Genomic DNA, 25179 nt, shown 5'->3' on the forward strand with positions numbered 1-25179 from the left:
TTCGGGGTATGAAGGCGATCAGCTACAGCCGGTACGGCGGCCCCGAGGTGCTCGAGTACGGCGAACGGCCCGACCCGAAGGTCGGCCCGGACGACGTCCTCGTGAAGGTACGGGCGGCGGCCGTGAACCCCGTCGACTGGAAGGCCCAGGCCGGCTACCTGGACGGCATGATCGACGCCGTCTTCCCGGTGATCCCCGGCTGGGACGTCTCCGGCGTCGTCGTCCAGCCCGGCGTCTCCGTCACCGAGTTCACGGTCGGTGACGAGGTCATGGGCTACGTCCGCGAGGACTTCCTCTCCCGCGGCACCTTCGCGGAGTACGTCGCCGCCCCCGTCCGTACGCTCGCCCGCAAACCCCGCACCGTGGGCTTCGAGGAGTCCGCCGCCCTCCCGCTGGCCGGGCTCACCGCCTACCAGGTGCTCCACCAGGCCCTCACCGTCCGCGAGGGCGACACGCTCCTGGTGCACGCGGCGGCCGGCGGCGTCGGCTCCATGGCCGTCCAGATCGCCCGCCACGTCGGCTGCCGGGTCATCGGCGCGGTGCGCGAGGGAGGCCAGGAGCCGGTCGAGGAGCTGGGCGGCGAGCCCGTCGTCTACGACGAGCACACCTTCGTCCAGCAGGTCCGCTCCCTCGCGCCCGACGGCGTGGACGCGGCGTTCGACACCATCGGCGGTACCTTCCTCAAGAAGACCGCCGACGTCCTGACCCCCGAGGGCCGCCTCGCCTCCATCGCGGACGGTGAGGTGATCGGCCTGGGCGGCCGGTACTTCTGGGTCCGCCCGAACTCCGAGGACCTCGCCGCGCTCGCCCGTCTGGTCGACGAGGGCGTGCTCTCCGTACGGGTCGCCCGGTCCTTCCCCCTGGAACAGGCCGCCGACGCCCAGCGCGCCAACCAGGAGGGCGGCCTCCAGGGCAAGGTCGTCGTCACGGTGGCCTGGCCGGACTGAAGCCCCTCACCACAGGATCTCCTACAGAACCACCGCCACCGCGAACGCCGCGAGCGCCACCGTGCACGCCGTCGCGAGCAGCGCGCCCCGGCGCGAGAGCGGGTTCGGCCGGACGGCGTCCAGGGAGCGGATCCGCCGGTGGGCGACCGCGAGGAAACCGACCCAGACCAGCGCCACCCCCGCCGCGCCCGCCACCCCGGTCGCCGTGATCTCGTCCCTGATCGCCGACTTCGCGCCGAGCACCGCAACGATCGTGCAGGTCAGCGTCGTACGGCGCCATGCGAGCCGGGTCCGTTCCGGCTGCAGCCCCGGATCCCGGGCGGGCGCCGCCCCCTCGGTCACCGGCCGGCCCAGCCGAAGAGGATGACCACCACCATCACCACGGCCACCAGGGCCACCGCGAGGCTCAGCACCGTCGGGAACCGCGACACCGGCAGGTCCTCCCCGCGCCGCATCGCCCGTTCGCACCGCACCCAGTGGTTCACCGCGCGCAGCGCGCACAGCACGCCCGCCGCCAGCAGGGCGAGGGCGAGCCCGACGCGTACGCCCCAGCGCAGGTCCGGCAGGAACTGGTCGACGGCGAAGCCGCCACCCACGAGCGCGAGCGCGGTCCGGATCCAGGCGAGGAAGGTGCGCTCGTTGGCGAGCGAGAACCGGTAGTCCGGGGTCTCGCCCTCGTCACGGATCCGCTGCGGCGCGAACCACAGCCGCAGACTCTGCACGAAGTCACTCACCCGGGCACCTTAACCGCGGTGCGCGCGCAGCCGTTCGTACGCGGCCAGGCCGTCCGGAACCCACGCCCACTCCCCGAGCCGCGCGACCACCTCCGCCTCGGGCAGGAAGGCGTGCCAGGCGACCTCCTCCACCTGCGGGTCCACCGGCAGCTCGCACCGCACCTGGTACACAGCCGACCACCACTTCCCAGCGACGCCCCCGGAGTCGTACAGGAACCGGAACAGCGGCTCGGGGCGCGGCAGACCGGAGACGCCGAGCTCCTCCTCGGCCTCGCGCAGCGCCGCGTCGTCGTACGACTCACCGGCGCCGACGACCCCGCCGACGAACATGTCGTACATCGACGGGTAGACCAGCTTCCCGGGCGTGCGCCGGTGCACGAAGATCCGGCCCTCGGCGTCCCGTACCTGGATGAACGTGCAGCGATGGATCAGGCCCCGCGCGTACACCTCGGCGCGCGGGGCCTGCCCGACGACCTCGTCGCGCTCGTCGACGACGTCCAGGACCTCTTCGGCGGGATTCATACCCCCATCAGATCACTGACCTATGACGAGATCACTGATCCCTTCCCGGATCACCGATCCGCGACCGGATCACTGACCCATGACGTACTTCACCGTCGGCCCGGTCGTCCAGCCGCCGTCCACGGCCAGCTCCGCGCCCGTCACGTAGGAGGCCGCGTCCGAGAGCAGGAAGACCACCGCGCCGGCGATCTCGTCGGGCTCCCCGACCCGCCCCATCGGGGTGTTGGGGTACTTCCCCTCACCCTTCTCGATGCCGACCCCTGCGGTCATCGGGGTGTACGTCATCCCCGGGTGGACCGAGTTGACGCGGATCCGCGCCGCGCCCAGCTCCACCGCGCCGATCTTCGTTAGCCCGCGCACGCCCCACTTCGAGGCGCCGTAGCCGGCGGTGAGCGCGAGGCCCATCAGACCGGCGGCCGAGGAGATGTTGACGATCGAGCCGCCGCCGGCCTCCTTCATCGCCGGGATCGCGGCCCTCATGCCGATGAAGACACCGGTCAGGTTGATGTCGAGCACCCGGCGGAAGTTCTCCACGGACTCGGTCTCCAGGAAGGCCCCGCTGGATATCCCGGCGTTGTTCACCAGACCGTGCAGCCCGCCGAACTCGGCGACCGCGTACGCGACGGCCGCCGCCCACGCCTCCTCGGAGGTCACGTCGTGGTGGAGGAAGCGCGCCCGCTCGCCCAGCTCGGCCGCGGTCGCCTTGCCCTCGTCGTCGAGCACGTCGGTGATCACGACGTTCGCCCCGGCGGCGAGGGCCTGCCGCGCGGCCTCGGCGCCCAGGCCGCGGGCGCCTCCGGTGATGAGGACGGTCTTGCCGGTGAGGTCGTGGAGGCGGAGGTTCTCGGTCATGAGGGGTCCTTTCGGATCGAGGGCATCGAGGGCGGCGGCGGAGCTTGCAGCAGGGCCGTCGTGGTCTGGACGAGGTCGGCGAGGAAGAGCTGCTCGTCCGTCAGCGGGACGGTGCCGTCGAGGTACTGCCGGGCCCGGTCGGCCATGGCGGCGCCGACGACGGTGAGCGCCAGGTCGAGCCGCTCCAGCCGCAGCGGCTCGGGAAGACCGGTCAGACAGGCCTCGACCCGCTCGATCAGCCGCCAGTACACCGTGCCGTCGAGCGTGGGGTGCGGCGTGCGGGTGCGTACCCCGCTCTCGTGGCTGAGCTGGGCGGAGATCCGCAGACAGCGGCGGCCGCGCTCGGTGCGCAGCTCGCTCGCCTCGGCGCCGACCAGGGCCCTGAGCAGCGCGTGCGGCTCGTCGGGCGCCTCGGCGAGGAGCGGTTCCAGGACCTGCTCCGTACGTCTCTGGCGGCCGGCCATCACCGCGTCGAGCAGGCCCGCGCGCGAGCCGAAGTGGTACTGCACGGCCGACGGATTGCTCTGGCCCGCGAGGGCCACGATGTCCCGCAGTTGGGCGCCGTCGACGCCCTGCGCCGCGAAGAGTTCCTCCGCCGCGCGGATCAGTTTGTCCCGGGTCTCGGGCCCTGACGTCCTCGCCATGCCGACCATATTAATGTTCGACATTAGAAAACGGGAGGGGTGTGCACGCGGTCGGGACGGTCCGGACGGTTGACTCGATACATTCGTGTATCCAAGATTCGGTCCATGTCGTACGACGCTGATGTGATCGTGATCGGGGCCGGCCTCGCCGGCCTGGTGGCCACCGCCGAGCTCGTGGACGCCGGGCGGAGCGTCATCCTGCTCGACCAGGAGCCCGAACAGTCCCTGGGCGGCCAGGCCCACTGGTCCTTCGGCGGCCTCTTCCTCGTCGACTCGCCCGAGCAGCGCCGGCTGCGGATCAAGGACAGCCACGAGCTCGCCCTCCAGGACTGGTTCGGCACGGCCGGCTTCGACCGTCCCGAGGACCACTGGCCGCGGAAGTGGGCCGAGGCGTACGTCGACTTCGCGGCCGGCGAGAAGCGGTCCTGGCTGCACGCGCGCGGGGTGCGGTTCTTCCCCGTGGTGGGCTGGGCCGAGCGCGGCGGGTACGACGCGACCGGGCACGGCAACTCGGTGCCCCGCTTCCACATCACCTGGGGTACGGGACCCGGCCTCGTCGCCCCCTTCGCGCAGCGCGTGCGCGAGGGCGTGGCCCGCAGCCTCGTCCAGTTCCGCTTCCGGCACCGGGTGACCGCCCTCGGATCCACGGCCGGCGCCGTGGACACCGTCAGCGGCGAGATCCTGGAGCCGTCCACCGCCGAGCGCGGCACCGCGAGCAGCCGCGAGGTGACCGGCTCCTTCGCGCTCCGGGCGCAGGCGGTGATCGTCACCTCGGGCGGCATCGGCGGCAACCACGACCTCGTACGCAAGCAGTGGCCCGACCGCCTCGGCACCCCGCCCGCGAAGATGCTCTCCGGGGTCCCCGCCCATGTCGACGGACTGATGCTCGGCATCACCGAGGAGGCCGGGGCGCGCCACATCAACCGCGACCGGATGTGGCACTACACCGAGGGCATCGAGAACTGGAACCCGATCTGGGCCAAGCACGGCATCCGCATCCTGCCCGGCCCGTCCTCGCTCTGGCTGGACGCGCGCGGCCGCCGGCTGCCCGTCCCGCTCTTCCCCGGCTTCGACACCCTCGGCACGCTCGAACACATCATGCGGACCGGCCACGACCACACCTGGTTCGTGCTCGACCGGCGCATCATCGGCAAGGAGTTCGCCCTCTCGGGCTCCGAACAGAACCCGGACCTCACCGGCAAGTCGATCCGGGACGTCATCGGCCGCGCCCGCGCCGACGTACCGGGCCCGGTGCAGGCGTTCATGGACCACGGCGTCGACTTCGTCGTCGAGAACGACCTGTCCGCCCTCGTCCGGGGCATGAACGCCCTCACGGACGAGCCGCTGATCGACGAGGCGGAGCTGCGCCGCGAGATCACGGCCAGGGACCGCGAGATCGCCAACCCCTTCACCAAGGACCTCCAGGTCACGGCGATCCGGGGCGCGCGCAAGTACCTGGGCGACAAGCTGATCCGTACGGCGTCCCCGCACCGGATCCTGGACCCCAAGGCCGGTCCGCTGATCGCCGTACGCCTGAACATCCTCACCCGCAAGTCGCTCGGCGGCCTGGAGACCGACCTGTCGTCGCGCGTGCTGAGGGAGGGCGGCGAGGTACTGGAGGGCGTGTACGCGGCCGGCGAGGCGGCGGGCTTCGGCGGCGGAGGCGTCCACGGCTACCGCTCCCTGGAGGGCACCTTCCTCGGCGGCTGCATCTTCTCGGGCCGAGCGGCGGGCCGGGCGGCGGCCCGGGCGGTGGGGTAGGCGGCGGCCCAGGCTCTGAGGTAGGCGACGGCGGAGGCGCGGTCGTCGAACGTCTCTTCCAGGCCCGTCCGTGTGGCGCGGCTCACGCGCCCACCCCTTCGTGGCGCCGGCCGCCCCCAACTCACCATGAGGGGCATGGAGATAGGCATCGCACTGCCCCAGTACGGAACGCACGCCCGCCCCGAGACGATCGCCGGCTTCGCCCGCGACGCCGAGGAGGCGGGGTTCGACTCCTTCTGGGTGGGGGACCGTTCGCTCACCCCGGTCGCGCCGAGCGACATCTACCCGGGCCACACCCCCGAGAACCCGTACCCCCAGGAGTACCGGACGTTCCTCGACCCGCTCACCGTCCTGACGGTCGCCGCCACCGCCACCCGGCACGCCCGGCTCGGCATGTCGACCCTCAACGCCCCCTGGTATCCGCCCCTGTTGCTCGCCCGCAGCCTCACCTCGCTCGACGGGCTGAGCGGCGGCCGGCTCGACGTCGGCCTGGGCATCGGCTGGCTCCGCGACGAGTACACCGCGGTCAACGCCGACTTCGGGCGGCGCGGCGCCCACCTCGACGAGATCCTCGACATCCTCGGGGGCATCTGGGCCGAGGAGGAGTTCGGCCACAAGGGCCCGCACTGGACGATCCCCCGCGCGTACGTCGGCCTCCGCCCCGCCCAGCCCGCCGGGCCCCCGGTCTACCTCGGCGGCTTCAGCCCGGCCGCGCTGCGCCGGGTCGGCCGGCGCGCGGCCGGCTGGGTCGGCGCGGTCCTGCCGCCGGAGGCCGCCGCCGGCCTCTGGGAGATCGCGCGCCGCGCCGCGGACGAGGCCGGCCGGGACCCCGACGCGCTGCGCCGCCACATCCGGTTCAACGCCACCCCGGACATGACGGCCGACGCCGTCGCGGCCGTCCTGGCGGGCGTCCGGGCCGGCGGAGCGGACTCCTGCTTCGTCGACCTCCAGCAGGCGGTCCGCGAACCCGACGAGGCGCTGGAACTGGGCCGGAACGTACTGGACCGGGTCCGGAACGCCTGAGCGGCGCCCGAACCCGGTCCGTACGGAGGGGGAGTGCGGCTACAACACCAGCGACAGCAGCAGGACGAAGACGATGCCGACGACCGAGATGATCGTCTCCATCACCGACCAGGTCTTGATCGTCTGGCCGACGTTCATGCCGAAGTACTCCTTCACCAGCCAGAAACCGGCGTCGTTCACATGGCTGAAGAAGAGCGAGCCGGCGCCGATCGCGAGGACGAGCAGCGCCGTCTCGCTCGTGCCCATGCCCTCGGCGAGCGGGGCCACGAGCCCGGCCGCCGAGATCGTCGCCACGGTGGCGGAGCCGGTCGCGAGCCGGATCGCCACGGCGATCAGCCAGGCGAGGAGCAGCGCCGGTATCGACCAGTTCTTGGAGAAGTCCAGGATCATCTGGCCGACGCCCACGTCGATCAGGGTCTGCTTGAAGCCACCGCCCGCGCCGACGATCATCAGCACGCCCGCGATCGGGGCGAGGGACTTCTCGACGGTGGTGGAGAGCCGCTGCTTGGTGAACCCGGCCGCGCGGCCCAGCGTGAACAGGCCGACGAGCACGGCCGCGAGCAGCGCGATGAGCGGCGAACCGATGACGTCGGTGACCTTCTGCAGCCCGTTGTCGGGGTTGTCCACGACGATGTCGACGAGCGCCTTGACCAGCATCAGGACGACGGGCAGCAGGACGGTCGCGACGGTGGCGCCGAAGCCGGGACGCTTCTCCAGGTCCTCCGAGGGACGCGTCGGGATCATGTTCTCGGGGGCCGGGATGTCGACCCAGCGGGCCGCGTAACGCGAGAACAGCGGACCGGCGATGATCACGGTCGGTATCGCGACCAGGACGCCCAGGGCGAGCGTGACACCGAGGTTGGCGCCGAGCGCCTCGATGGCGACCAGCGGGCCGGGGTGCGGGGGTATGAGCCCGTGCATGACCGAGAGACCGGCGAGGGCGGGGATGCCGATCCGCATCAGCGAGTAGTTGCCGCGCTTGGCGACGAGCAGTACCACCGGGATCAGCAGGACGATGCCGACCTCGAAGAAGAGCGGCAGCCCGATCACGGAGGCGATCAGCACCATCGCCCAGGGCATCGCCCGCCCGCCCGCCCGTCGCCCGCCGCCACCCTTCTGCGGAAGGGCCTGCGGCCCTGCACCTCCGAATTTGGCGAGGATCGTGTCGACGATCTGGTCCGCGCCGCCGGAGTCGGCGAGCAGCTTGCCGAGGATCGCGCCGAGCGCGATCAGCACGCCCACACCCGCGACGGTCTTGCCGAGACCGGTGGTGAACGCGTCGATGGTCGCGCCGAGCGGCGCACCGGCGAAGGCGCCGAGCGCCAGCGAGCCGATGGTCAGGGCCAGGAAGGCGTGCAGCTTGAACTTGGTGATGAGCAGGACGATGAGGGCGATACCCGCGAGCACGGCGAAGCCCAGCTGGGCGTTGCCGGCCGAGGTGATCGGCTCGACGGCGTCCGCTGCCAGCATCTCGACGCTGAGACTGGTCACGGTGGTTCCTTACGGGGACGGGGGTGAGGGGCAGGGGGATGCGGGCGTACGGGGGTTGTGCGAGGGAGTCGGGGTTCGCGGCCGACGCCGAACAAGCCGGCCTACGGCACGCGCGGCCGGCCGGGACGTACCGGACGCGCGGTCAGTCGACGAGGCGGCCGAGGGCCGCGACCGCGCGCGCCGCGATCTCCTCCGGTGAGCCGGAGACGTCGACGGCGACACCGTCCTCGTCCTCGGCCAGCGGCTGGAGCGTGGCGAACTGCGAGTCGAGCAGGGCCGTCGGCATGAAGTGACCCTTGCGCTCGGCCATCCGTCCCTCGATCAGCTCGCGGTCGCCGGTCAGATGGAGGAAGACCACGCCCGGGGCGGCCGCGCGCAGCCGGTCCCGGTAGATCCGCTTGAGGGCGGAGCTGCTCACCACCCCGCCGAGCCCTTCCCGGCCGTGCGCCCAGCGCCCGATCGCGTCGAGCCAGGGGCCGCGGTCGGCGTCGTCCAGCGGGACGCCGGCCGACATCTTGGCGACGTTCGCCGCCGGGTGGAAGTCGTCGCCCTCGGCATAGGGGACGCCGAGCGCGTCCGCGACCAGGGGGCCGATGGTCGTCTTGCCGGTGCCGGCGACGCCCATCACGACGACGACCCGGGGGACCGTCGGGGAGGTGGTGCTCATGGGGTGGTGCCTCGCTGTCTTCTTCGACATCGATCCGTCGCGCTCATGAAACCCATTGGGTACGACGTATTCAAGGGTCTGTGACATTTAAGTCATACTTTTTGTTCCCGATCTTGGTCGCCGCGTAGGCTGACCCCCATGACGACACCGGCCCAGGGGCTTCATCCGCACGTCCTCGCCACCCTGGGTCTCGCGATCACCGCGGGGGAGTACCCGCCCGGCAGCGTGCTGCGCACCGACGAACTCGCCCAGCGCTTCGACGTCTCGCGCACCGTCGTCCGCGAGGTCGTCCGCGTCCTGGAGTCCATGCACCTCGTCGAGTCCCGCCGCCGCGTCGGCGTGATCGTCCTGCCGACCGCCCAGTGGAACGTGTACGACCCCCAGGTCATCCGCTGGCGCCTGGCCGGCGCCGACCGCCCCCGCCAGCTCCGCTCGCTCACCGTGCTCCGCTCCGCCGTCGAACCCGTCGCCGCGGGCCTCGCCGCCACCCACGCCACCCCCGAGCAGTGCCGCGAACTGACCGAGCAGGCCCTCGGCATGGTCGCCACCTCGCGCGGCAGGCAGCTGGAGGCGTACCTCGTCCACGACATCGCCTTCCATCGGGTCGTCCTCAACGCCTCGGGCAACGAGATGTTCGCCCGGCTCGGCGACGTCGTCGCCGAGGTCCTCACCGGCCGCACGCACCACCAGGTGATGTTCGAGGACCCCGACCCGGCCGCCGTCACCCTGCACGTCCAGGTCGCCGAGGCGGTACGCGAGAGGGACGCGGTCCGTGCCGAGGAGCTGACCCGTCAGATCGCCGTCGGCGCGCTCAAGGAACTGGACGTTCTCGCTCCGTAGGCCCGGCGTACCCCGGCCATTCTCACCCGAGCAACCTCAGAAGTAGCTCAAATAAGGGCGTTCAGTGACATTGGCCACTGCCGAATTCCCGCCGTGCCGTGACGATGTGCGCTGGCCGTAAGAGCCGTGGACGACCTCCACGCGCGCGCGGCCGGGTACCGCACAGACCCTCCCCCTCACGAAGGCGAACAACTCCATGAGTGACCGCACCCCCTCTGCGGCCGACACGCTGTCCGCCACGCCGCCACCGGCGGCGGCCACCGGAGCGTCCCCCCACGTCGACGCCGGTGACGCCGGATACCGCAAGGACCTCAAGTCCCGGCACATCAACATGATCGCCATCGGCGGCGCGATCGGCACCGGCCTCTTCCTCGGCGCCGGTGGCCGCATGGCCAACGCGGGACCGTCCCTCTTCATCGCCTACGCCGTCTGCGGCGTCTTCGCCTTCTTCGTGGTGCGGGCCCTCGGCGAGCTGGTCCTCTACCGCCCCTCCTCCGGCGCCTTCGTCTCCTACGCCCGTGAGTTCATGGGCGAGAAGGGTGCCTACACGGCCGGCTGGCTCTACTTCCTCAACTGGTCGACCACCGCCATCGCCGACATCACCGCGGCCGCGACCTACGCCCACTTCTGGGCCATGTTCAGCGACGTCCCGCAGTGGATCCTCGCCCTGATCGCCCTCGCGGTCGTCCTCGCCGCCAACCTCATCTCCGTGAAGTACTTCGGCGAGATGGAGTTCTGGTTCGCGATCATCAAGGTCGGCGCGCTCGTCGCCTTCATGCTGATCGGCATCTTCCTGATCGTGACCTCGCACGAGGTCGGCGGCCACACCCCGGGCTTCTCCACCATCACCGACAACGGCGGCATCTTCCCCAGCGGTGTCATGCCGATGCTGCTGCTGATCCAGGGCGTCGTCTTCGCGTACGCCTCCGTCGAGCTGTGCGGCGTCGCCGCCGGCGAGACCGAGAACCCCGAGAAGATCATGCCGAAGGCGATCAACTCGATCATGTGGCGCGTGGGCCTCTTCTACGTCGGCTCCGTCGTCCTGCTCGCGCTGCTCCTGCCGTACACCGCGTACTCCGGCGACCAGAGCCCCTTCGTCACCGTCTTCGACAAGCTGGGCATCCCCGGCGCCGCGGGCGTCATGAACCTGGTCGTCCTGACGGCCGCGCTCTCCAGCCTCAACTCGGGCCTGTACTCCACCGGCCGGATCCTGCGCTCCATGTCGCTGTCGGGCTCCGCGCCCAAGTTCACCGGCGTCATGAACAAGGGCGGCGTCCCCTACGGCGGCATCCTGCTGACCGCCGCCTTCGGTGTCCTCGGAGTCGGCCTGAACTACGTCATGCCCGGCGAGGCCTTCGAGCTCGTGCTGAACTTCGCCTCCATCGGCATCATCGGCACCTGGGCCATGATCATGGTCTGCTCGCTGCTCTTCGTGAACCGCTCCAAGGAAGGCCGGGTCACCCGCCCCGGCTACCAGCTGCCCTGGGCCCCGTACACCCAGATCGTCACGCTGGTCTTCCTCGGCTCGGTGCTGGTCCTGATGTGGATGGACGGCGGCATCAGCCGCACCACCGTCAACTGCCTCCCGCTGATCGCGGCCGCGCTGGTCGGCGGCTGGTTCCTGGTCCGCAAGCGGGTCCGCGCGACCGCGGCGACGCGCCAGGACTGAGACCCCCCACGGGGCGACGAGACCCCCGCAGGCGGCGGCCTGCGGGGGTCTCCCGCGTCCAGGGCCTGTCCGGCGGATCATGGCCGGGGCCGCCGGAGTCTGGCACGGCGCCTCGCCGCGTTGCCGAAGCGCCCCGATAGCTCCGCTATCGAGACGCTCCGGCGCCTTGCGATGCGTCCCCCAGGCCCAGAGGGCCTGGGGAGGCCCCATGCACCAGACGCCGCGGCCTCTCCGACCCTGATCCGCCGGACAGGCCCTACGCGTCCGTGTCCATCCCGTCGAGCCGCAGCCCGCTCTCGAAGCGCAGCTCCACCCCCGTCACCGGGTCGGTGAACTCGAGGACCCGCGCGAGCAGTTGCAGCGGCCGCGTGTAGTCCTCGGGGCCGTCCTCCCGGACCACCGGATAGACCGGGTCGTGCAGGATCGGCAGCCCCAGGCTGTTCATGTGCACCCGCAGCTGATGGGTCCGCCCGGTCATCGGCAGCAGCCGGTACCGCCCGAGCCCGCCCCGCCGCTCGACCAGCTCGATCCGGCTCTCGCTGTTCGGCTCGCCCGGCTCCTCCCGCGCGGCGATCACCCCGCGCTCCTTGACGATCCGGCTCCGTACGGTCACCGGCAGCACGACCCCGGGGTCGTACGCCGCCACCGCCTCGTACTCCTTGCCGACCAGCCGGTCCCGGAACAGCGTCTGGTACGCGCCCCGGTCCCCCGGCCGCACCACGAAGAGCACGAGCCCGGCCGTCAGCCGGTCCAGCCGGTGCGCGGGCTGCAGCTCTGGCACGCCCAGCTCCCGCCGCAGCCGTGCGAGCGCGGTCTCGGTCACATGCCGGCCGCGCGGCATCGTCGCCAGGAAGTGCGGCTTGTCGACGACGACGATCCGCTCGTCCCGGTGCACGACCCCGATCTCGAACGGCACCCGCTCCTCGGCGGGGAAGTCCCGGTGGAACCAGAGGTACGTGCCCTCCGCGTACGGCTCGTCCTCCCGGACGGGCCGCCCGTCGGCGCCCACGAACCGCCCGTCCCGCACCATCTCCCGGACCCGCGCGTCCCCGACGGCCCCGCCGTACCGCTCCCGGAGGTACGCCCCGACGGTCGCCCGGCCCTCCTCGGAGGCCTCGGGCAGCCGCAGCCGCACGGGGTCGATCCCGTCCCGCTGCGCGAGCGGCGCGACCGGCCGCTTCGTTCTCCGTCCCATCGCCTCTCCAACGCGAGAAGGACCCCACATGACGTGGGGTCCTTCGCTGGTGTCCGAGGGGGGACTTGAACCCCCACGCCCGATAAAGGGCACTAGCACCTCAAGCTAGCGCGTCTGCCATTCCGCCACCCGGACAAGGTGTCTGTCTTTCCGGCCGCTCGGCCGTTCCGACGTGGAAAACCATAGCAAACATTGGAGGTGGTCGATCACCACCCCCGTTCGGGCCGAAACCGTGTGACGGGCGGATGTCGGCCGGCGGCCGCCCTTGGGTCCCGGGGGTCGGGCGCGCGAGGATGGGGGCGTCCACCAGCAAGCACGTGGGGCACGTAGTGGGAGGAAGCAGCGTGAGCGAGTCGAACACGGGCCGGAGCGTCACCGGCGAGGACGAGGTCGTCGACCTCTGTCGTGACCTCATCCGCATCGACACCAGCAACTACGGCGACCACTCCGGCCCGGGCGAGCGTGCGGCGGCGGAGTACGTCGCCGAGAAGCTCGCGGAGGTCGGTCTCGAGCCGAAGATCATCGAGTCGCACAAGGGGCGGGCTTCCACCGTCGCCCGGATCGAGGGCGAGGACCCGTCGCGGCCGGCCCTGCTCATCCACGGCCACACCGACGTCGTGCCGGCCAACGCCGAGGACTGGACCCACCACCCCTTCTCCGGCGAGGTCGCCGACGGCTGCGTCTGGGGCCGGGGCGCGGTCGACATGAAGGACATGGACGCGATGACCCTCGCGGTCGTCCGCGACCGGATGCGCAGCGGCCGTAAACCCCCGCGCGACATCGTCCTGGCCTTCCTCGCCGACGAGGAGGCGGGCGGCACCTACGGCGCCCGGCACCTGGTCGACCACCACCGGGACCTCTTCGACGGGGTGACGGAGGCGATCGGCGAGGTCGGCGGCTTCTCCTTCACCGTCAACGAGAACCTGCGGCTCTATCTGGTCGAGACGGCCCAGAAGGGCATGCACTGGATGCGGCTGACCGTCGAGGGCACGGCCGGGCACGGCTCGATGACCAACAACGACAACGCCATCACGGAGCTCTGCGAGGCCGTGGGCCGCCTCGGCCGCCACCAGTGGCCGGTGAGGGTCACCAAGACCGTACGGTCCTTCCTGGACGAGCTCTCGGACGCGCTGGGCACCCCGCTCGACCCCGAGGACATGGAGGCGACGCTCGCCAAGCTGGGCGGCATCGCCAAGATGGTCGGCGCGACCCTGCGCAACTCCGCCGCCCCGACCATGCTCGGCGCCGGGTACAAGGTCAACGTCATCCCCGGCCAGGCCACGGCCCACGTCGACGGAAGGTTCCTGCCGGGCTACGAGCAGGAGTTCCTGGCCGACCTCGACCGGATCCTCGGCCCCCGGGTCAAGCGCGAGGACGTGCACGGGGACAAGGCCCTGGAGACCAGCTTCGACGGCGCCCTCGTGGACGCCATGCAGCTGGCCCTGCGCGCCGAGGACCCCATCGCCCGGGCGGTGCCGTACATGCTCTCCGGCGGCACCGACGCCAAGTCCTTCGACGACCTCGGCATCCGCTGCTTCGGCTTCGCGCCGCTCCAGCTGCCGCCGGAGCTGGACTTCGCCGGGATGTTCCACGGCGTGGACGAGCGAGTGCCGGTCGACGGGCTGAAGTTCGGCGTCCGTGTGCTCGACCGGTTCATCGACGCCTCCTGAACCGCATCTCGTTCACCTGTCTCCGATAATCGGCCGCACGTACGCCTTAGACCGGAAAGAGTGAATGCACTCATAGGCTCGTAGCCCCATTACTTCCCCCTCGTTACAGGTGGTGCGGTCCGCGGCTGGGATCGCATTGCCAACAAGGAGGAATAATGATCAAGAAGGTCGTCGCTGCTGCGGCTGCCACCGGCGGTCTCGTTCTCGCGGGTGCGGGCATGGCCGTTGCCGACTCGGGTGCCCAGGGTGCCGCCATCGGTTCCCCCGGCGTGCTCTCGGGCAACGTCGTCCAGGTGCCGGTCCACGTCCCGGTGAACGTGTGCGGCAACACGGTCTCCGTGATCGGGCTGCTGAACCCCACCTTCGGCAACACCTGCGTCAACGCCTGACGTTGTGCCTCGACCCGTGAGGGTCTGAGCCAGGCCGGCCCCGGAGTGCGTGCCATGCACTCCGGGGCCGGCGGGCATTCCGCCCCGGGCGTTCGGGCTCGGTGGCCCCTCTTCTGAAGCCAGAAGGCAGAAGCCGAAAAGGCAGGGAACAAGCTATGCGACAGGTCACACGCAAGGGCCTGATCACCGTTGCGGCCGCGGGCGGAGTCATCGCCCTCGGTGGTGGTTATGCGAATGCCGATTCGAGTGCGAACGGCGCGGCCTCGAATTCCCCGGGCGTCGCGTCCGGGAACACCGTCCAGGTTCCGGTGCACGCGCCGGTCAACGTCTGCGGAAACACCGTCAACGTCGTCGGTCTGATGAACCCGGCGTTCGGCAACAAGTGCGCCAACGTCTCCAAGCCGGGCACGGGCAAGCACCGCGGCTCCTCGGCCGAGGGCGGGACGAGCAACTCCCCGGGCGTCGCCTCCGGGAACACCATCCAGGTGCCGGTCGACGCCCCCGTGAACGCCTGCGGGAACAGCGTCTCGGTCGTCGGTGCCATCAACCCGGCGTTCGGCAACGAGTGCGGCAACGGCATCGAGCCCACGCACCCGGGCCACCCGGGCGAGCCGGGGAACCCCGGGAACCCGGGCAACCCGGGGAACCCCGGGAACCCTGGTGAGCCGGGCAACCCGGGTGAGCCGGGCAACCCCGGGAACCCTGGCAACCCCGGGAACCCTGGTGAGCCCGGCAACCCGGGCACGCCCGGCAACCCCGGTACGCCTGGCACGCCCGGCACCCCCGGCGGCCCGGGCGACTCCGGCGAGAACGTGACGCCGAACGGCCCGAACATGCCCGGTACGCACACGATCACGCAGCCCGAGGCGACCGAGGAGCTGGCGCAGACCGGTTCCGGTCCGCTCGGCGTGGCCGTCCCGGCCGGCGCCGCGCTGCTCCTCGCCGGATCGGTGCTCTACCGCCGCTCCCGCCGGTCCGCGCAAGTCTAGGACCACCGCGTGACGCAGAGGGGCCCCGCACGGCGGGGCCCCTTCTCATGTCACCAGGTGGCGCGGACCTGACGGATGATGCGCCGGCGCAGCCGCACCCTGCGGCTGCCGTCCCGGTGCAGGACCAGGCGGTCCAACTCCCAGTGGCCGTACTCGGCATGGTCGGTCAGAAGCCGCGTCGCCTCCTTGCGGGAGACACCGCGCGGCACGTACACGTCGACAAATTCGTATTCCGGCATCGCATCTATTGTGCGGGCACAGGCCCGGTACGGATAGCGTGCGTCCCATGTCTGATGCTGCGCAGCCGACCGCTGCCGAGGTACGTGCCGCCGCCGAGGCGGTCAAAACCGCACTGGACCGTCACCTTGAGGCGGTCGAACGTCGTTCGGGGGACGACGACCCGGCCGTCTATGAAGCCTTCAACGCCCTTGCCGCGGCCGCCGAGGCCTACGACGAGCGGCTCTACGACCGTTACGACGAGGTCACCCCGTTCGAGATCCCGGGCGCCGACGACTCGCTCCCGCCCTACGCCGGACCGGAGGAGCCGCACGCCCTGAGCGTACTGATCCGTCGCGACTACGCCGTCGTCGAACCACAGCGGCTGCTCGCCCAGGCACAGCGCATCACCGATCTGGAGGGCGACGAGGACGGGTCGGACGCGGGCGCCGGCGCCGGTGTCAGCACGCATGCCGCGCTCGGCGTGCTCTTCGGGGAGTACGAACCGGACGAAATCGCCTCGCGGCACAAGGAGTTCGGCCTGGAGGAGGGCGACTCCACGCTCTGGGTCACGGCCGCGGAGGAGCTGCCCGAAGCGGGGGAGTGGCTGAACGCCCCCTTCGAGCAAGCCGATCCGGAGCGGATCGTCTGCCGCTTCGACGTCAGCGCCGTCTTCGACGACGAGCTGGACGACGACCTGGAGGAGCAGGACGCCTGAGGCGTACCGCGAAGCACGACGGAGGGCGGGGCACCGTGGGGTGCCCCGCCCTCCGTCGTCTCAGTCCTCCGAGGCGGCCAACAGGGCCTCCAGAAGCGCCCTCAGCCGGGTCGTGCGCTCCGGGGGTACGCCCTCGGCCACCGCGCGGGGCAGGGCCTGGTCCACGCCGTGGACGACCGAGAGATGACGCTCGCCCCGGCCGAACGCCGTGTACACCCAGGCCCGGTCGAGGCCCTGGGCCGCGTCGCCCGGCAGCACCACGACCGCGGCGGGCCAGCGCATCCCGGCGGCCTGGTGGGCCGTGAGCGCCCAACCGTGCCGGAGCGCGGACTCCACCCGCTCCTTCGGTACGACGAGGGGCTCGCCCGCGCACTCCAGGCGCAGGCCCTCGGCGTCGGCGCCCACGACCGTCCCGCTCACCGTGCGCCCCGGGGCCGGCACATAGGCCACCCGGTCGCCCGGGTCGAAGCCGCCGAAGCGGCCGGGTCCGGGGTTGAGCCGCTCCTTGAGCGCCGCGTTGAGCGCGCGCGTGCCCGCCGAGCCACCGTGGCCGACCGTGATCACCTGGGTGTCCCCGGCCGGCACGTCGAAGGCGCGGGGGATCGAGTCGGCGACGAGCTGGACCGTGCGGTGGACCGCCTCGCCCGCGTCCCGGACGGGGACGATCACGACCTCCTTGCCGGGCGCCTCCACCTGGTTCAGCTCGCCGATGCCGATGCCCGAGACGAGCTCGCCGATCGGGCCGGGGTCGGGGAGGCGGGAGGCGACCGTCGGGCAGACCCGGGCCGCCAGCACATCGCCGAAGACCCGGCCGGCGCCCGCGGAGCCGAGGACACCGGGGTCCCCGCTGAGCACGAGACGGCAGCCGTCGGGCAGGGACTCGACGAGCGTCGTCGCGCTCTCCACGTCCAGCTGGGGCGCGTCCAGGACCACCAGCACGTCCAGGGCCAGGGAGCCCTCCTCGTCCCGGCCGGGACCGGCGGCGCCGGACACCAGGGCGGTGACCGTCACCGCCTCCGCGCCGAGGCGCTCGACCCCGTTCTCGCTGTGCGCGGCCACGGCGACCCGCAGGCCCCGCTCCCGGGCGGCCTCGGCGAGCGCGACCGGCTCGCTGCGGGCCGCCTCGCCCCCGGTGTGCAGGACCAGGCCGTACGCGCCGGCCGCGCGGACCAGCTCGGGGCCCTCCCAGACCTCCGCCGAGACGGTCTTGACCAGCCGGGCCAGACCGTCGGCGAGGCTCTCCTCGGCCATGGCGTACCGGTCGAGCCCCAGGAGGGCCGGCAGGTCGGGCTCCTCGGCCTCGGGCGACTCGGCGCGCTTGCCGCCCTCGGGGCCTTCGGCGTCGGCCCCTTCCTCGTCCTCGTACTCCTCGGGGGCCTGCTCCTCCTGGAAGAGCAGCACGGCTCCCTCGGCGGCCGCTGTCCGGATCGCCTCGTCCGGGTCGGACACGGAAAGGCCGGTGAGCCCGGTCCGTACGGCGGTGTCCTCCAGGGCCGTGTGGCCCTTCAGTGCGGCCCGTTCGAGCAGCCAGGCGACCAGGGCGACCGCCCGGCGGGGGTCGTCGGGCCCGCACTCCGCGCCGAGCAGGGCCCGGGCGAAGCCGTCGGCGTGCTCGGGCCGCACTCCGGGCACGGTGAGCAGCTGCCACGGGTCCTCCCGCAACGCCTCCGCGGCGCCCTCGCCCAGGGTGGCGGCGACCTGGCCGGTCAGCGACTCCGGCGCCCCACCGCGCGCGAGGACCTCCCGCACGGCCGCCAGCGTCTCCGGGGCGGCCACGGGCACCGGCCCCGCGGGGGCGGCCGGGACGGGCGTGGCGGGCCCCGGGACGGGCGCGGTGCGCCGCGGCTCGGGAGAGGGCGCGGAGGCGGGTGCGGGCTGCGGTGCCTCGAAGAACGTGCTGCCCGACTTCGTACCGCTCTCCACCGCTCGTACCGCCGCGAGCAGATCGGCCGCCGTGCCGCTCAGCTTCGCGCCCGCTTCCACGGGCGCCGCCTTCTCGGCCTTGCGCTGCTCGATCCGGGCCCGCAGCTCCCGCTGCGCGGCCAGCTCCGCCTGCGCCTCGGACACCTCGGCGGCCTTCGCCTCCCCGTCGGCACCCCCGTCGGCACCGGTCGTCCCGCCTTCGGCGGTCTCCGGGGCCTGCTCGGCCGCGGCCTCGTCGGTCTCGCCCGGCTCGGGCTCGGTGGCCTCGGGCGGGGTCTCCCGCGAAGGCTCGGTCACAAGGTGCTCCAGTCCTGGTCCGGATAGCGGTGCACGGGCGCCGACACATCGTCGAGCGCCCGGCAGATCTCGTCAGGAAGACTAAGGCTCTCCACTGACAGAGCGGCCGTGAGCTGCTGCGCGTTGCGCGCGCCGACCACCGGGGCGGTCACGCCGGGCCGGTCGCGGACCCAGGCGAGCGCCACCTGGAGCGTGGTCGTCGCCAGGCCGTCCGCCGCCGTGGCGACCGCGTCCACGATCCGGCTCGCGGCCTCGTCGAGATACGGCTCCACGAACGGGGCCATGGTCTCCGAACCGCCCCGCGAGTCCGTCGGCGTGCCCGTGCGGTACTTGCCCGTCAGCACCCCGCGCCCCAGCGGCGAGGACGGCAGGAGGCCTATGCCCAGGTCCAGGGCCGCGGGCAGCACCTCCCGCTCGACGCCCCGCTGGAGCAGCGAGTACTCCATCTGGGTCGCCGCCAGCCGGGTCCGCCCCGCACCGGCCGCGCCGAGCTGCCAGGTGCCGGCCTTCGCGAGCTGCCACCCGCAGAAGTTGGACACCCCCACGTACCGCGCGCGGCCGCTGCTCACGGCGATGTCCAGCGCCTGGAGGGACTCCTCAAGCGGGGTGTGCGGATCGAACGCGTGCAGCTGCCACAGGTCCACATGGTCCGTGCCGAGCCGGGCCAGGGACGCGTCGAGCGCCGCCAGCAGATGCCCGCGCGAACCGTCCATCCGCCGGTACGGGTCGGGCACGCTGCCAGCCTTGGTGGAGATGACCAGATCCCGCCGCGGAACCAGCCGCTCCATGAGCTGCCCGAGCACGTACTCGGCCTCACCCCCGCCGTACACGTCCGCCGTGTCCACGAGCGTGCCGCCCGCGTCCCAGAACGCCTTCAACTGGTCGGCGGCGTCGTGCTCGTCGGTGTCCCGGCCCCAGGTGAGGGTGCCGAGCCCGAGCCGGGACACGCGCAGGCCGGTACGTCCGAGATGCCTCTGCTCCATGGGCGCGAGATTACTGGCCAAGACCCCACGCGGAGAGAGCCTGTGGACAACCTCCCCCTGACGGATCCGTGACCCGCGCGCTAGAGTCCGGCCCAAGGGACGTTACTGATCGGTAAAGAGGGTGTGGTCATGAGGCTCGGCATCAACCTCGGCTACTGGGGCGCGGGCATGGACGGCGACAATCTTGCCGTCGCCCAGGAGGCGGACCGCCTCGGCTACGACGTCTGCTGGGCCGCCGAGGCCTATGGCTCCGACGCGCCCACGGTGCTCTCCTGGGTGGCCGCCAAGACCGAGCGGATCGACGTCGGCTCGGCGATCATGCAGATCCCGGCGCGCCAGCCCGCGATGACGGCGATGACCGCCGCCACCCTCGACTCGCTCTCCGGCGGCCGGTTCCGCCTCGGCCTCGGGGTGTCGGGCCCGCAGGTCTCCGAGGGCTGGTACGGCGTCAAGTTCGACAAGCCGCTGGCCCGCACCCGCGAGTACGTCGAGATCGTCCGCAAGGCCATGTCGCGCGAGCGGCTCACGTACGAGGGCGAGCACTGGACGCTCCCGCTGCCGGAAGGCCCCGGCAAGCCCATCAAGCTCACCGTCCACCCGCAGCGCGAGCACATCCCGCTCTACATCGCGGCGATCGGCCCGAAGAACCTGGAGCAGACCGGCGAGATCGCCGACGGCGCGCTGTTGATCTTCCCCTCCGCCGAGCACCTGGAGGAGACGGCGCTGCGGCCACTGCGCGCGGGCCGCGAGAAGGCGGGCCTGACGATGGACGGCTTCGACGTCCACCCCACCCTCCCGATCGCCCTCGGCGACGACATCGACGCCCTGGCCGACATCTTCCGCCCGTACACCGCCCTGTACGTCGGCGGCATGGGCAGCCGGAAGCAGAACTTCTACAACCAGCTGGCCCAGCGCATGGGCTACGAGAAGCAGGCCGCCGAGATCCAGGACAAGTACCTGTCGGGCGACAAGACGGGCGCCGCGGCCGCCGTCCCGCGTCAGCTGATCGACCAGACCACGCTGCTGGGCTCCGTGGACCGGATCGCCGACCGGATGAAGGCCTACGCGGAGGCCGGTGTCACGACCCTGACCCTGGCCCCGGCCGGCTTCACCCTCGACGAGAGGCTGGCGGCGCTGCGGGCGGGCACCGAGGCCCTGGAGCACGCGGGCCTGGCCTAGCCGGAAGCTCCGCGGAAGTCTGCGGCCGTGGTGGGGGCTCGGGGGGTCTTCCCCGCCACGGCCGTCATGCAGCACAACGCTCCACGGGGCGCACGGTTACTGGCGGAACGCTCCTTCTTTCAGCCGAACGGCCCGCCCCTCCTGTTGCCCACCCGGCCGTACCGCACTTGACTCGTTCTCTGCGGACGTGCGGCGTGCGGACGCCCGCATGGAGGTGGCTGCAATGCTCACGGCCAAGAGCCTGTTCCAGGAAATCATCGACAACGACGACTCCTTCCAGCTCTTCTGCTCCATCGCCGCCAGCGGCGAGTCCCAGGGAGGCTGGGAGAACGCGCGGATCGCGGCCCTCGTCGCCCCCGGCATGCGGGACCTGGCCCCGAAGATCACCCGGCACGGCGCCGACGAGGACAAACACGGCCGGATCTTCAACGCGTTGCTGAAGAAGCGCGGCCTCGAACCGGTACCGGTGCCGCCCGACACCGACTACACGATGCTCCTCGAACAGGGCGGCATCGGCCTCGCCCACGACAAGCTCCGCCGGGACGAGCCGCTGAGCGAGGAGGACATCATCGTCTACCTCGCGCACAGCCGGGTCACCGAGCAGCGGGCCGCCGACCAGATGGACATGCTGGTCACGTACTTCGGGAACCATCCCGAGCTCGGCAAGGCCATCCACATGATCGACAACGACGAGGCGAACCACCTCGCGTACTGCCACGAGGAGCTGCTGCGCCTCGCGTACGCCGGGCACGGCCGGCTCATCCAGCGCACCCTGCGCGAGTCGGCGCTCGCCGAGATCAAGGTCTACCGCGACGTCAGCCTCGCCGTGATGATCCACATGGGCCGCATCCTGAAGTGGCCGAAGGCCAAGGCGAGCGCGCTCGCCACCGGGATCCACGGCATGTACGGGTACGAACGGCTCGCCGGCTGGCACAAGATGGTCGACCTCAAGATGCCGGAGCGCCGTGACGCCCTGGGCGGCCCCGCGACCCCGGCCCCCGCGTTCTAGAACGGCCGGACCGGATGCGCGCCGGGGCCGCGGGGACTACAGCCAGCCCCGGCGCTTGAACAGCCGGTAGAGGCCCAGTTCGATGCCGATCAGGATGAGGATCAGGGCCGGGTAGGACCAGGTCCACGTCAGTTCCGGCATGTGCTCGAAGTTCATGCCGTAGATCCCCGCGACCATCGTGGGGACCGCGGCCATGGCGGCCCACGCCGAGATCTTCCGCACGTCGTCGTTCTGCCGCACGCCCATCTGCGCCAGGTGCGCCGCAAGGACGTCCGAGAGCAGCCGGTCGAGCCCCTCCACCTGCTCGTTGGCGCGGATCAGGTGGTCGCTGACGTCGCGGAAGAAGGGCTGCGAGCCCTCGTGCACGAACGGCACGTCCCCGGCCGCGAGACGGGCCATCGGGCCCGCGAGCGGCCCGGTGCCGCGCCGGAACTCCAGGACCTGCCGCTTGGCCGTGTAGATCCGCTCCGCCGTGTTCGACGGGCCCACGCCCACCGGGGCGAACACGTCCGCCTCCAGCTCCTCCAGGTCGACCTGGAGTTCACCGGCGACGTCGATGTAGTGGTCCACGACCGCGTCACTGACCGCGTACAGGACGGCCGTCGGACCGTGCCTGAGGACGTCGGGCTCGGCCTCCAGACGGCGCCGTACGGCCGCCAGCGGCGCGCCCTCGCCGTGCCGGACGGTGACCACGAAGGAGTCGCCCACGAACAGCATCAGCTCGTCCAGGGAGACCCGGTCGCTCTCCGGTTCGTACACGACGGGCTTGAGGACGACGAAGAGCGAATCGTCGAAGATCTCCAGCTTGGGGCGCTGATGGGCCTTCAGGGCGTCCTCGACGGCCAGCGGATGCAGCGCGAACTCGTCGGAGACATGGTCGAACTCGGCCTCCGTCGGCTCGTAGAGCCCGACCCAGAGGAAGGCGTTCCCGGTCGCCCGCGCCTCTGCCAGGGCGTCGGACAGGTCCGCGGGGCCGTCCGTGCGGCGCCCGTCCCGGTAGATGGCAGAGTCCACAATCACGCGCCGCATTCTCCCCCGTACAAGGCCCGCCCGCACCCGCGGACACCCCGCACGCGCGCGTGCGTGCGTGCCAGACGTCGGGAGCCCGGCATGGCCCACAGGACACCCCCTACTCTTGCCGCCATGGCCACGCTTCTTCTCGTCCGGCACGGACGCTCCACCGCCAACACCTCCGGGGTCCTCGCCGGGCGGCTGCCCGGGGTCGCACTCGACGAGCGGGGGCTCGCGCAGGCCGCCGCGCTGCCCGGGCGGCTCGACGGGGTGCCGCTCGCGGCCGTCGTCACCAGCCCGCTCCAGCGCTGCCGCGAGACCCTGCAGCCCCTCCTGGACGCCCGGCCCGGGCTGCCGCTCCACACCGAGGAGCGGATCAGCGAGTGCGACTACGGCGACTGGTCGGGCCGCAAGCTCGCCGAACTGGCCGACGAGCCCCTCATGCAGGTCGTCCAGGCCCACGCCTCCGCCGCCGCCTTCCCCGGCGGCGAGTCGATGCGCGCCATGCAGGCCCGAGCCGTCGACGCCGTTCGGGACTGGAACGCGCGTGTGGAGGCCGATCACGGCGAGGACGCCGTCTACGCCATGTGCTCCCACGGCGACATCATCAAGTCGATCGTCGCCGACGCCCTCGGCATGCACCTGGACCTCTTCCAGCGCATCCACGTCGACCCCTGCTCCGTCACCGTCATCCGCTACACCAGGCTGCGCCCCTTCCTCGTGCGCCTCGGCGACACCGGCGACTTCGCCGCCCTCGCGCCCAAGGCGAGCGCCGACCCGAACGGGGCCGCCGAGGTCGGGGGCGGTGCGGGCGCACCGTGATCCATCCGCGCAGTAGGGTGGACGGGCCGCTGTAGCGCGGGCCTCCATCACTGCCGAGACCCAAGGGAGTCAGGGACGTGTCCCGTCAGGTGTTCCTCTACGACCCACCGGAGCGTTTCGTGGCCGGCACGGTCGGGCTGCCTGGCCGCCGTACGTTCTTCCTGCAGGCGTCCGCGGCCGGCCGGGTCACCAGCGTGGCCCTGGAGAAGACCCAGGTCGCCGCGCTCGCCGAACGCATCGACGAACTCCTCGACGAGGTGGTCCGCCGCACCGGCGGCAACGCGCCCGTCCCGGCCGTCGCGCCGACCGACATCGCCGACACCGCGCCCCTCGACGTGCCCGTCGAGGAGGAGTTCCGGGTCGGCACCATGGCGCTCGCCTGGGACGGCGAGGAGCAGCGCATGATCGTCGAGGCGCAGGCGCTCGTCGAACTCGAGGCCGAGTCCGAGGAGGACCTCGCCGCCGCCGAGGAACGGCTGCTCCAGGACGAGGAGAACGGGCCGCCGATGCTGCGCGTCCGCCTCACCGGGGCGCAGGCCAGGGCCTTCGCCAAGCGCGCCCTCGACGTGGTCAACGCCGGCCGCCCGCCGTGCCCGCTGTGCAGCCTGCCCCTCGACCCCGAGGGCCATGTGTGCCCCCGCCAGAACGGATACCGACGCGGAGCATGAGCGGCCTCGACAACCGGGCGGTCGTCGACCTGCTCACCAAGGGCGAGCTGACCGTGCGCGGCCAGGTCCGCGAGGCCTCCAACGCGGTGCTCGTCTGTGCCGTCTCCCTCGACGGCGCCGAGGCCGAGTGCGTCTACAAGCCCGTCGCCGGCGAGCAGCCCCTCTGGGACTTCCCCGACGGCACCCTCGCCCAGCGCGAGGTCGCGGCCTACGAGCTCTCCGAGGCCACCGGCTGGGGCCTCGTGCCGCCCACGGTGCTGCGGGACGGCCCGTACGGCGAGGGCATGGTCCAGCTGTGGATCGACGCCGACCCGGGGGCGAGCCTGCTGGCCCTCACCGAGGACGAGGAGGCGGGGGAGGGGTGGAAGGCAGTCGGGCCCGCCCAGGTCGGCGAGGACCGCACCGCCCTGCTCGTCCACGCCGACCGCCCCGAGCTGCGCCGGCTCGCCGTCCTGGACGCCGTCATCAACAACGGTGACCGCAAGGGCGGGCACCTGCTGCCCGCGCCGGACGGCCGCCTCTACGGCATCGACCACGGGGTGACCTTCCACGTGGACGACAAGCTGCGGACGCTGCTGTGGGGCTGGGCGGGCGAGGAGCTGCCCGCCGAGGCCACCGCGGTCCTGGAGCGGCTCGACGGCTTCCTCGCCCCCGGGACGCCGCTCGCCACCCGACTGGCGGAGCTGCTCACCGCCGCCGAGGTGGACGCCCTGCGCCGCCGTGTCACCGCTCTGCGCACCACCGGCCGCCACCCGGAGCCCTCCGGGCAGTGGCCGGCGATCCCCTGGCCGCCGGTCTGACCTCCCGGCGCCGCGCCGCCCTGGGCTCCGTCCGACCGATCGAATCCGGCCAAGCCCCTCCGAGGGCCGTACCCCCCAGGGGGTATGCATGAACGGCCGCGAGCTGCAAGAGCGCCTCCTCGGCCAAGATCCCGCATCCGGTTCGTATCCGGAACGAGTG

26 protein-coding genes and 1 tRNA gene are annotated in these 25179 nt (G+C 72.1%); 14 read left to right on the top strand and 13 right to left on the bottom strand.

Annotation, left to right across the window (positions count from 1 at the left end; translation table 11 throughout):
• Positions 1-8 precede the first annotated feature (8 nt).
• A complete protein-coding gene (locus AB0F56_RS05660) occupies positions 9-947 on the top strand; it encodes an NADP-dependent oxidoreductase (protein ID WP_362004357.1) in 939 nt (312 codons plus the stop codon).
• A 21-nt stretch (positions 948-968) separates the two neighbouring features.
• On the opposite strand, the gene AB0F56_RS05665 is transcribed toward AB0F56_RS05660, so the two are convergent.
• From AB0F56_RS05665 to AB0F56_RS05685, 5 genes are all read right to left on the bottom strand, one after another.
• Positions 969-1289 carry a DUF202 domain-containing protein gene (locus AB0F56_RS05665; protein WP_362004359.1) on the bottom strand — a complete coding sequence of 107 codons (321 nt, stop codon included), beginning with the start codon at positions 1287-1289 and terminating at the stop codon, positions 969-971.
• Positions 1286-1681, bottom strand: a complete 396-nt coding sequence (locus AB0F56_RS05670) for a DUF202 domain-containing protein (protein WP_362004361.1) — start codon at positions 1679-1681, stop codon at positions 1286-1288. Before AB0F56_RS05670 ends, AB0F56_RS05665 begins: the two co-directional genes overlap by 4 nt.
• Positions 1682-1690: 9 nt before the next feature.
• Positions 1691-2203, bottom strand: coding sequence for an NUDIX domain-containing protein (locus tag AB0F56_RS05675; RefSeq protein ID WP_362004362.1), 513 nt, complete (start codon positions 2201-2203; stop codon positions 1691-1693).
• A 69-nt stretch (positions 2204-2272) separates the two neighbouring features.
• Positions 2273-3055, bottom strand: coding sequence for a glucose 1-dehydrogenase (locus AB0F56_RS05680; protein WP_362004364.1), 783 nt, complete (start codon positions 3053-3055; stop codon positions 2273-2275).
• On the bottom strand, positions 3052-3699 hold the full coding sequence (locus tag AB0F56_RS05685) for a TetR family transcriptional regulator (protein ID WP_362004367.1): 648 nt from the start codon (positions 3697-3699) through the stop codon (positions 3052-3054). Before AB0F56_RS05685 ends, AB0F56_RS05680 begins: the two co-directional genes overlap by 4 nt.
• A 105-nt stretch (positions 3700-3804) precedes the next feature.
• Between AB0F56_RS05685 and AB0F56_RS05690 the strand changes: the two genes are divergently transcribed.
• Both AB0F56_RS05690 and AB0F56_RS05695 read left to right on the top strand, forming a co-directional pair.
• Positions 3805-5460 (top strand): FAD-binding dehydrogenase, encoded by a 1656-nt coding sequence (locus tag AB0F56_RS05690; protein ID WP_362004369.1) that lies wholly within the window; start codon positions 3805-3807, stop codon positions 5458-5460.
• Between the two features lie 135 nt (positions 5461-5595).
• Positions 5596-6483 carry a TIGR03619 family F420-dependent LLM class oxidoreductase gene (locus tag AB0F56_RS05695; RefSeq protein WP_362004371.1) on the top strand — a complete coding sequence of 296 codons (888 nt, stop codon included), beginning with the start codon at positions 5596-5598 and terminating at the stop codon, positions 6481-6483.
• A gap of 39 nt (positions 6484-6522) precedes the next feature.
• Here the strand turns inward: AB0F56_RS05695 and AB0F56_RS05700 are convergent, their stop codons facing one another.
• Both AB0F56_RS05700 and AB0F56_RS05705 read right to left on the bottom strand, forming a co-directional pair.
• The gene (locus tag AB0F56_RS05700) at positions 6523-7974 is read right to left on the bottom strand and encodes a gluconate:H+ symporter (protein WP_362004374.1); all 1452 of its coding nucleotides are present in this window, start codon (positions 7972-7974) and stop codon (positions 6523-6525) included.
• Positions 7975-8116: 142 nt separating this feature from the next.
• Positions 8117-8641, bottom strand: coding sequence for a gluconokinase (locus AB0F56_RS05705; RefSeq protein ID WP_362004377.1), 525 nt, complete (start codon positions 8639-8641; stop codon positions 8117-8119).
• A 138-nt stretch (positions 8642-8779) separates the two neighbouring features.
• On the opposite strand from AB0F56_RS05705, the gene AB0F56_RS05710 reads away from it, so the two are divergent.
• Together AB0F56_RS05710 and AB0F56_RS05715 are read left to right on the top strand one after the other, a co-directional pair.
• Complete coding sequence (locus AB0F56_RS05710) at positions 8780-9481, top strand: FCD domain-containing protein (protein WP_362004379.1); 702 nt, start codon at positions 8780-8782, stop codon at positions 9479-9481.
• 196 nt (positions 9482-9677) lie between these two features.
• A complete protein-coding gene (locus tag AB0F56_RS05715) occupies positions 9678-11150 on the top strand; it encodes an amino acid permease (RefSeq protein ID WP_362004381.1) in 1473 nt (490 codons plus the stop codon).
• 256 nt (positions 11151-11406) lie between these two features.
• Here AB0F56_RS05715 and AB0F56_RS05720 read toward each other — a convergent pair whose 3' ends face one another.
• Complete coding sequence (locus AB0F56_RS05720; protein ID WP_362004384.1) at positions 11407-12345, bottom strand: RluA family pseudouridine synthase; 939 nt, start codon at positions 12343-12345, stop codon at positions 11407-11409.
• Between the two features lie 47 nt (positions 12346-12392).
• Positions 12393-12480: transfer RNA gene (locus tag AB0F56_RS05725), tRNA-Leu, on the bottom strand.
• A 209-nt stretch (positions 12481-12689) separates the two neighbouring features.
• On the opposite strand from AB0F56_RS05725, the gene AB0F56_RS05730 reads away from it, so the two are divergent.
• From AB0F56_RS05730 to AB0F56_RS05740, 3 genes are all read left to right on the top strand, one after another.
• Positions 12690-14015, top strand: coding sequence for a M20/M25/M40 family metallo-hydrolase (locus AB0F56_RS05730; RefSeq protein ID WP_362004387.1), 1326 nt, complete (start codon positions 12690-12692; stop codon positions 14013-14015).
• 155 nt (positions 14016-14170) lie between these two features.
• The gene (chpH, locus tag AB0F56_RS05735) at positions 14171-14404 is read left to right on the top strand and encodes a chaplin ChpH (protein ID WP_362004389.1); all 234 of its coding nucleotides are present in this window, start codon (positions 14171-14173) and stop codon (positions 14402-14404) included.
• Between the two features lie 155 nt (positions 14405-14559).
• Entirely contained in the window at positions 14560-15393 is an 834-nt protein-coding gene (locus AB0F56_RS05740; protein WP_362004392.1) for a chaplin, read from the top strand.
• A 50-nt stretch (positions 15394-15443) separates the two neighbouring features.
• On the opposite strand, the gene AB0F56_RS05745 is transcribed toward AB0F56_RS05740, so the two are convergent.
• The gene (locus AB0F56_RS05745) at positions 15444-15632 is read right to left on the bottom strand and encodes a DUF5703 family protein (RefSeq protein ID WP_362004395.1); all 189 of its coding nucleotides are present in this window, start codon (positions 15630-15632) and stop codon (positions 15444-15446) included.
• Between the two features lie 47 nt (positions 15633-15679).
• Between AB0F56_RS05745 and AB0F56_RS05750 the strand changes: the two genes are divergently transcribed.
• Positions 15680-16327, top strand: coding sequence for a hypothetical protein (locus AB0F56_RS05750; RefSeq protein WP_362004398.1), 648 nt, complete (start codon positions 15680-15682; stop codon positions 16325-16327).
• A gap of 60 nt (positions 16328-16387) precedes the next feature.
• Here AB0F56_RS05750 and AB0F56_RS05755 read toward each other — a convergent pair whose 3' ends face one another.
• Together AB0F56_RS05755 and AB0F56_RS05760 are read right to left on the bottom strand one after the other, a co-directional pair.
• Positions 16388-18547 (bottom strand): ATP-dependent RecD-like DNA helicase, encoded by a 2160-nt coding sequence (locus AB0F56_RS05755; protein ID WP_362004401.1) that lies wholly within the window; start codon positions 18545-18547, stop codon positions 16388-16390.
• The gene (locus tag AB0F56_RS05760; protein WP_362004404.1) at positions 18544-19530 is read right to left on the bottom strand and encodes an aldo/keto reductase; all 987 of its coding nucleotides are present in this window, start codon (positions 19528-19530) and stop codon (positions 18544-18546) included. Before AB0F56_RS05760 ends, AB0F56_RS05755 begins: the two co-directional genes overlap by 4 nt.
• Before the next feature lie 129 nt (positions 19531-19659).
• Between AB0F56_RS05760 and AB0F56_RS05765 the strand changes: the two genes are divergently transcribed.
• Positions 19660-20709, top strand: coding sequence for an LLM class F420-dependent oxidoreductase (locus AB0F56_RS05765; protein ID WP_362004405.1), 1050 nt, complete (start codon positions 19660-19662; stop codon positions 20707-20709).
• 223 nt (positions 20710-20932) lie between these two features.
• Positions 20933-21718 carry a ferritin-like domain-containing protein gene (locus AB0F56_RS05770; protein ID WP_362004408.1) on the top strand — a complete coding sequence of 262 codons (786 nt, stop codon included), beginning with the start codon at positions 20933-20935 and terminating at the stop codon, positions 21716-21718.
• A gap of 36 nt (positions 21719-21754) precedes the next feature.
• On the opposite strand, the gene AB0F56_RS05775 is transcribed toward AB0F56_RS05770, so the two are convergent.
• Positions 21755-22747, bottom strand: a complete 993-nt coding sequence (locus AB0F56_RS05775) for a magnesium and cobalt transport protein CorA (protein ID WP_362004411.1) — start codon at positions 22745-22747, stop codon at positions 21755-21757.
• 114 nt (positions 22748-22861) lie between these two features.
• Here AB0F56_RS05775 and AB0F56_RS05780 point away from each other — a divergent pair, with 114 nt between their 5' ends.
• The 3 genes from AB0F56_RS05780 (at position 22862) to AB0F56_RS05790 (ending at position 25019) form a co-directional block, all read left to right on the top strand.
• Positions 22862-23551 (top strand): histidine phosphatase family protein, encoded by a 690-nt coding sequence (locus AB0F56_RS05780; RefSeq protein ID WP_362004414.1) that lies wholly within the window; start codon positions 22862-22864, stop codon positions 23549-23551.
• Positions 23552-23628: 77 nt separating this feature from the next.
• On the top strand, positions 23629-24219 hold the full coding sequence (locus AB0F56_RS05785; protein WP_362004417.1) for a DUF3090 domain-containing protein: 591 nt from the start codon (positions 23629-23631) through the stop codon (positions 24217-24219).
• Positions 24183-25019, top strand: a complete 837-nt coding sequence (locus tag AB0F56_RS05790) for an SCO1664 family protein (RefSeq protein ID WP_362004420.1) — start codon at positions 24183-24185, stop codon at positions 25017-25019. The genes AB0F56_RS05785 and AB0F56_RS05790 overlap by 37 nt, the downstream gene beginning before the upstream one ends.
• The last annotated feature ends 160 nt before the right edge of the window (positions 25020-25179 follow it).

This window comes from Streptomyces sp. NPDC026092 (assembly GCF_040638605.1).
Lineage (GTDB): Bacteria > Actinomycetota > Actinomycetes > Streptomycetales > Streptomycetaceae > Streptomyces.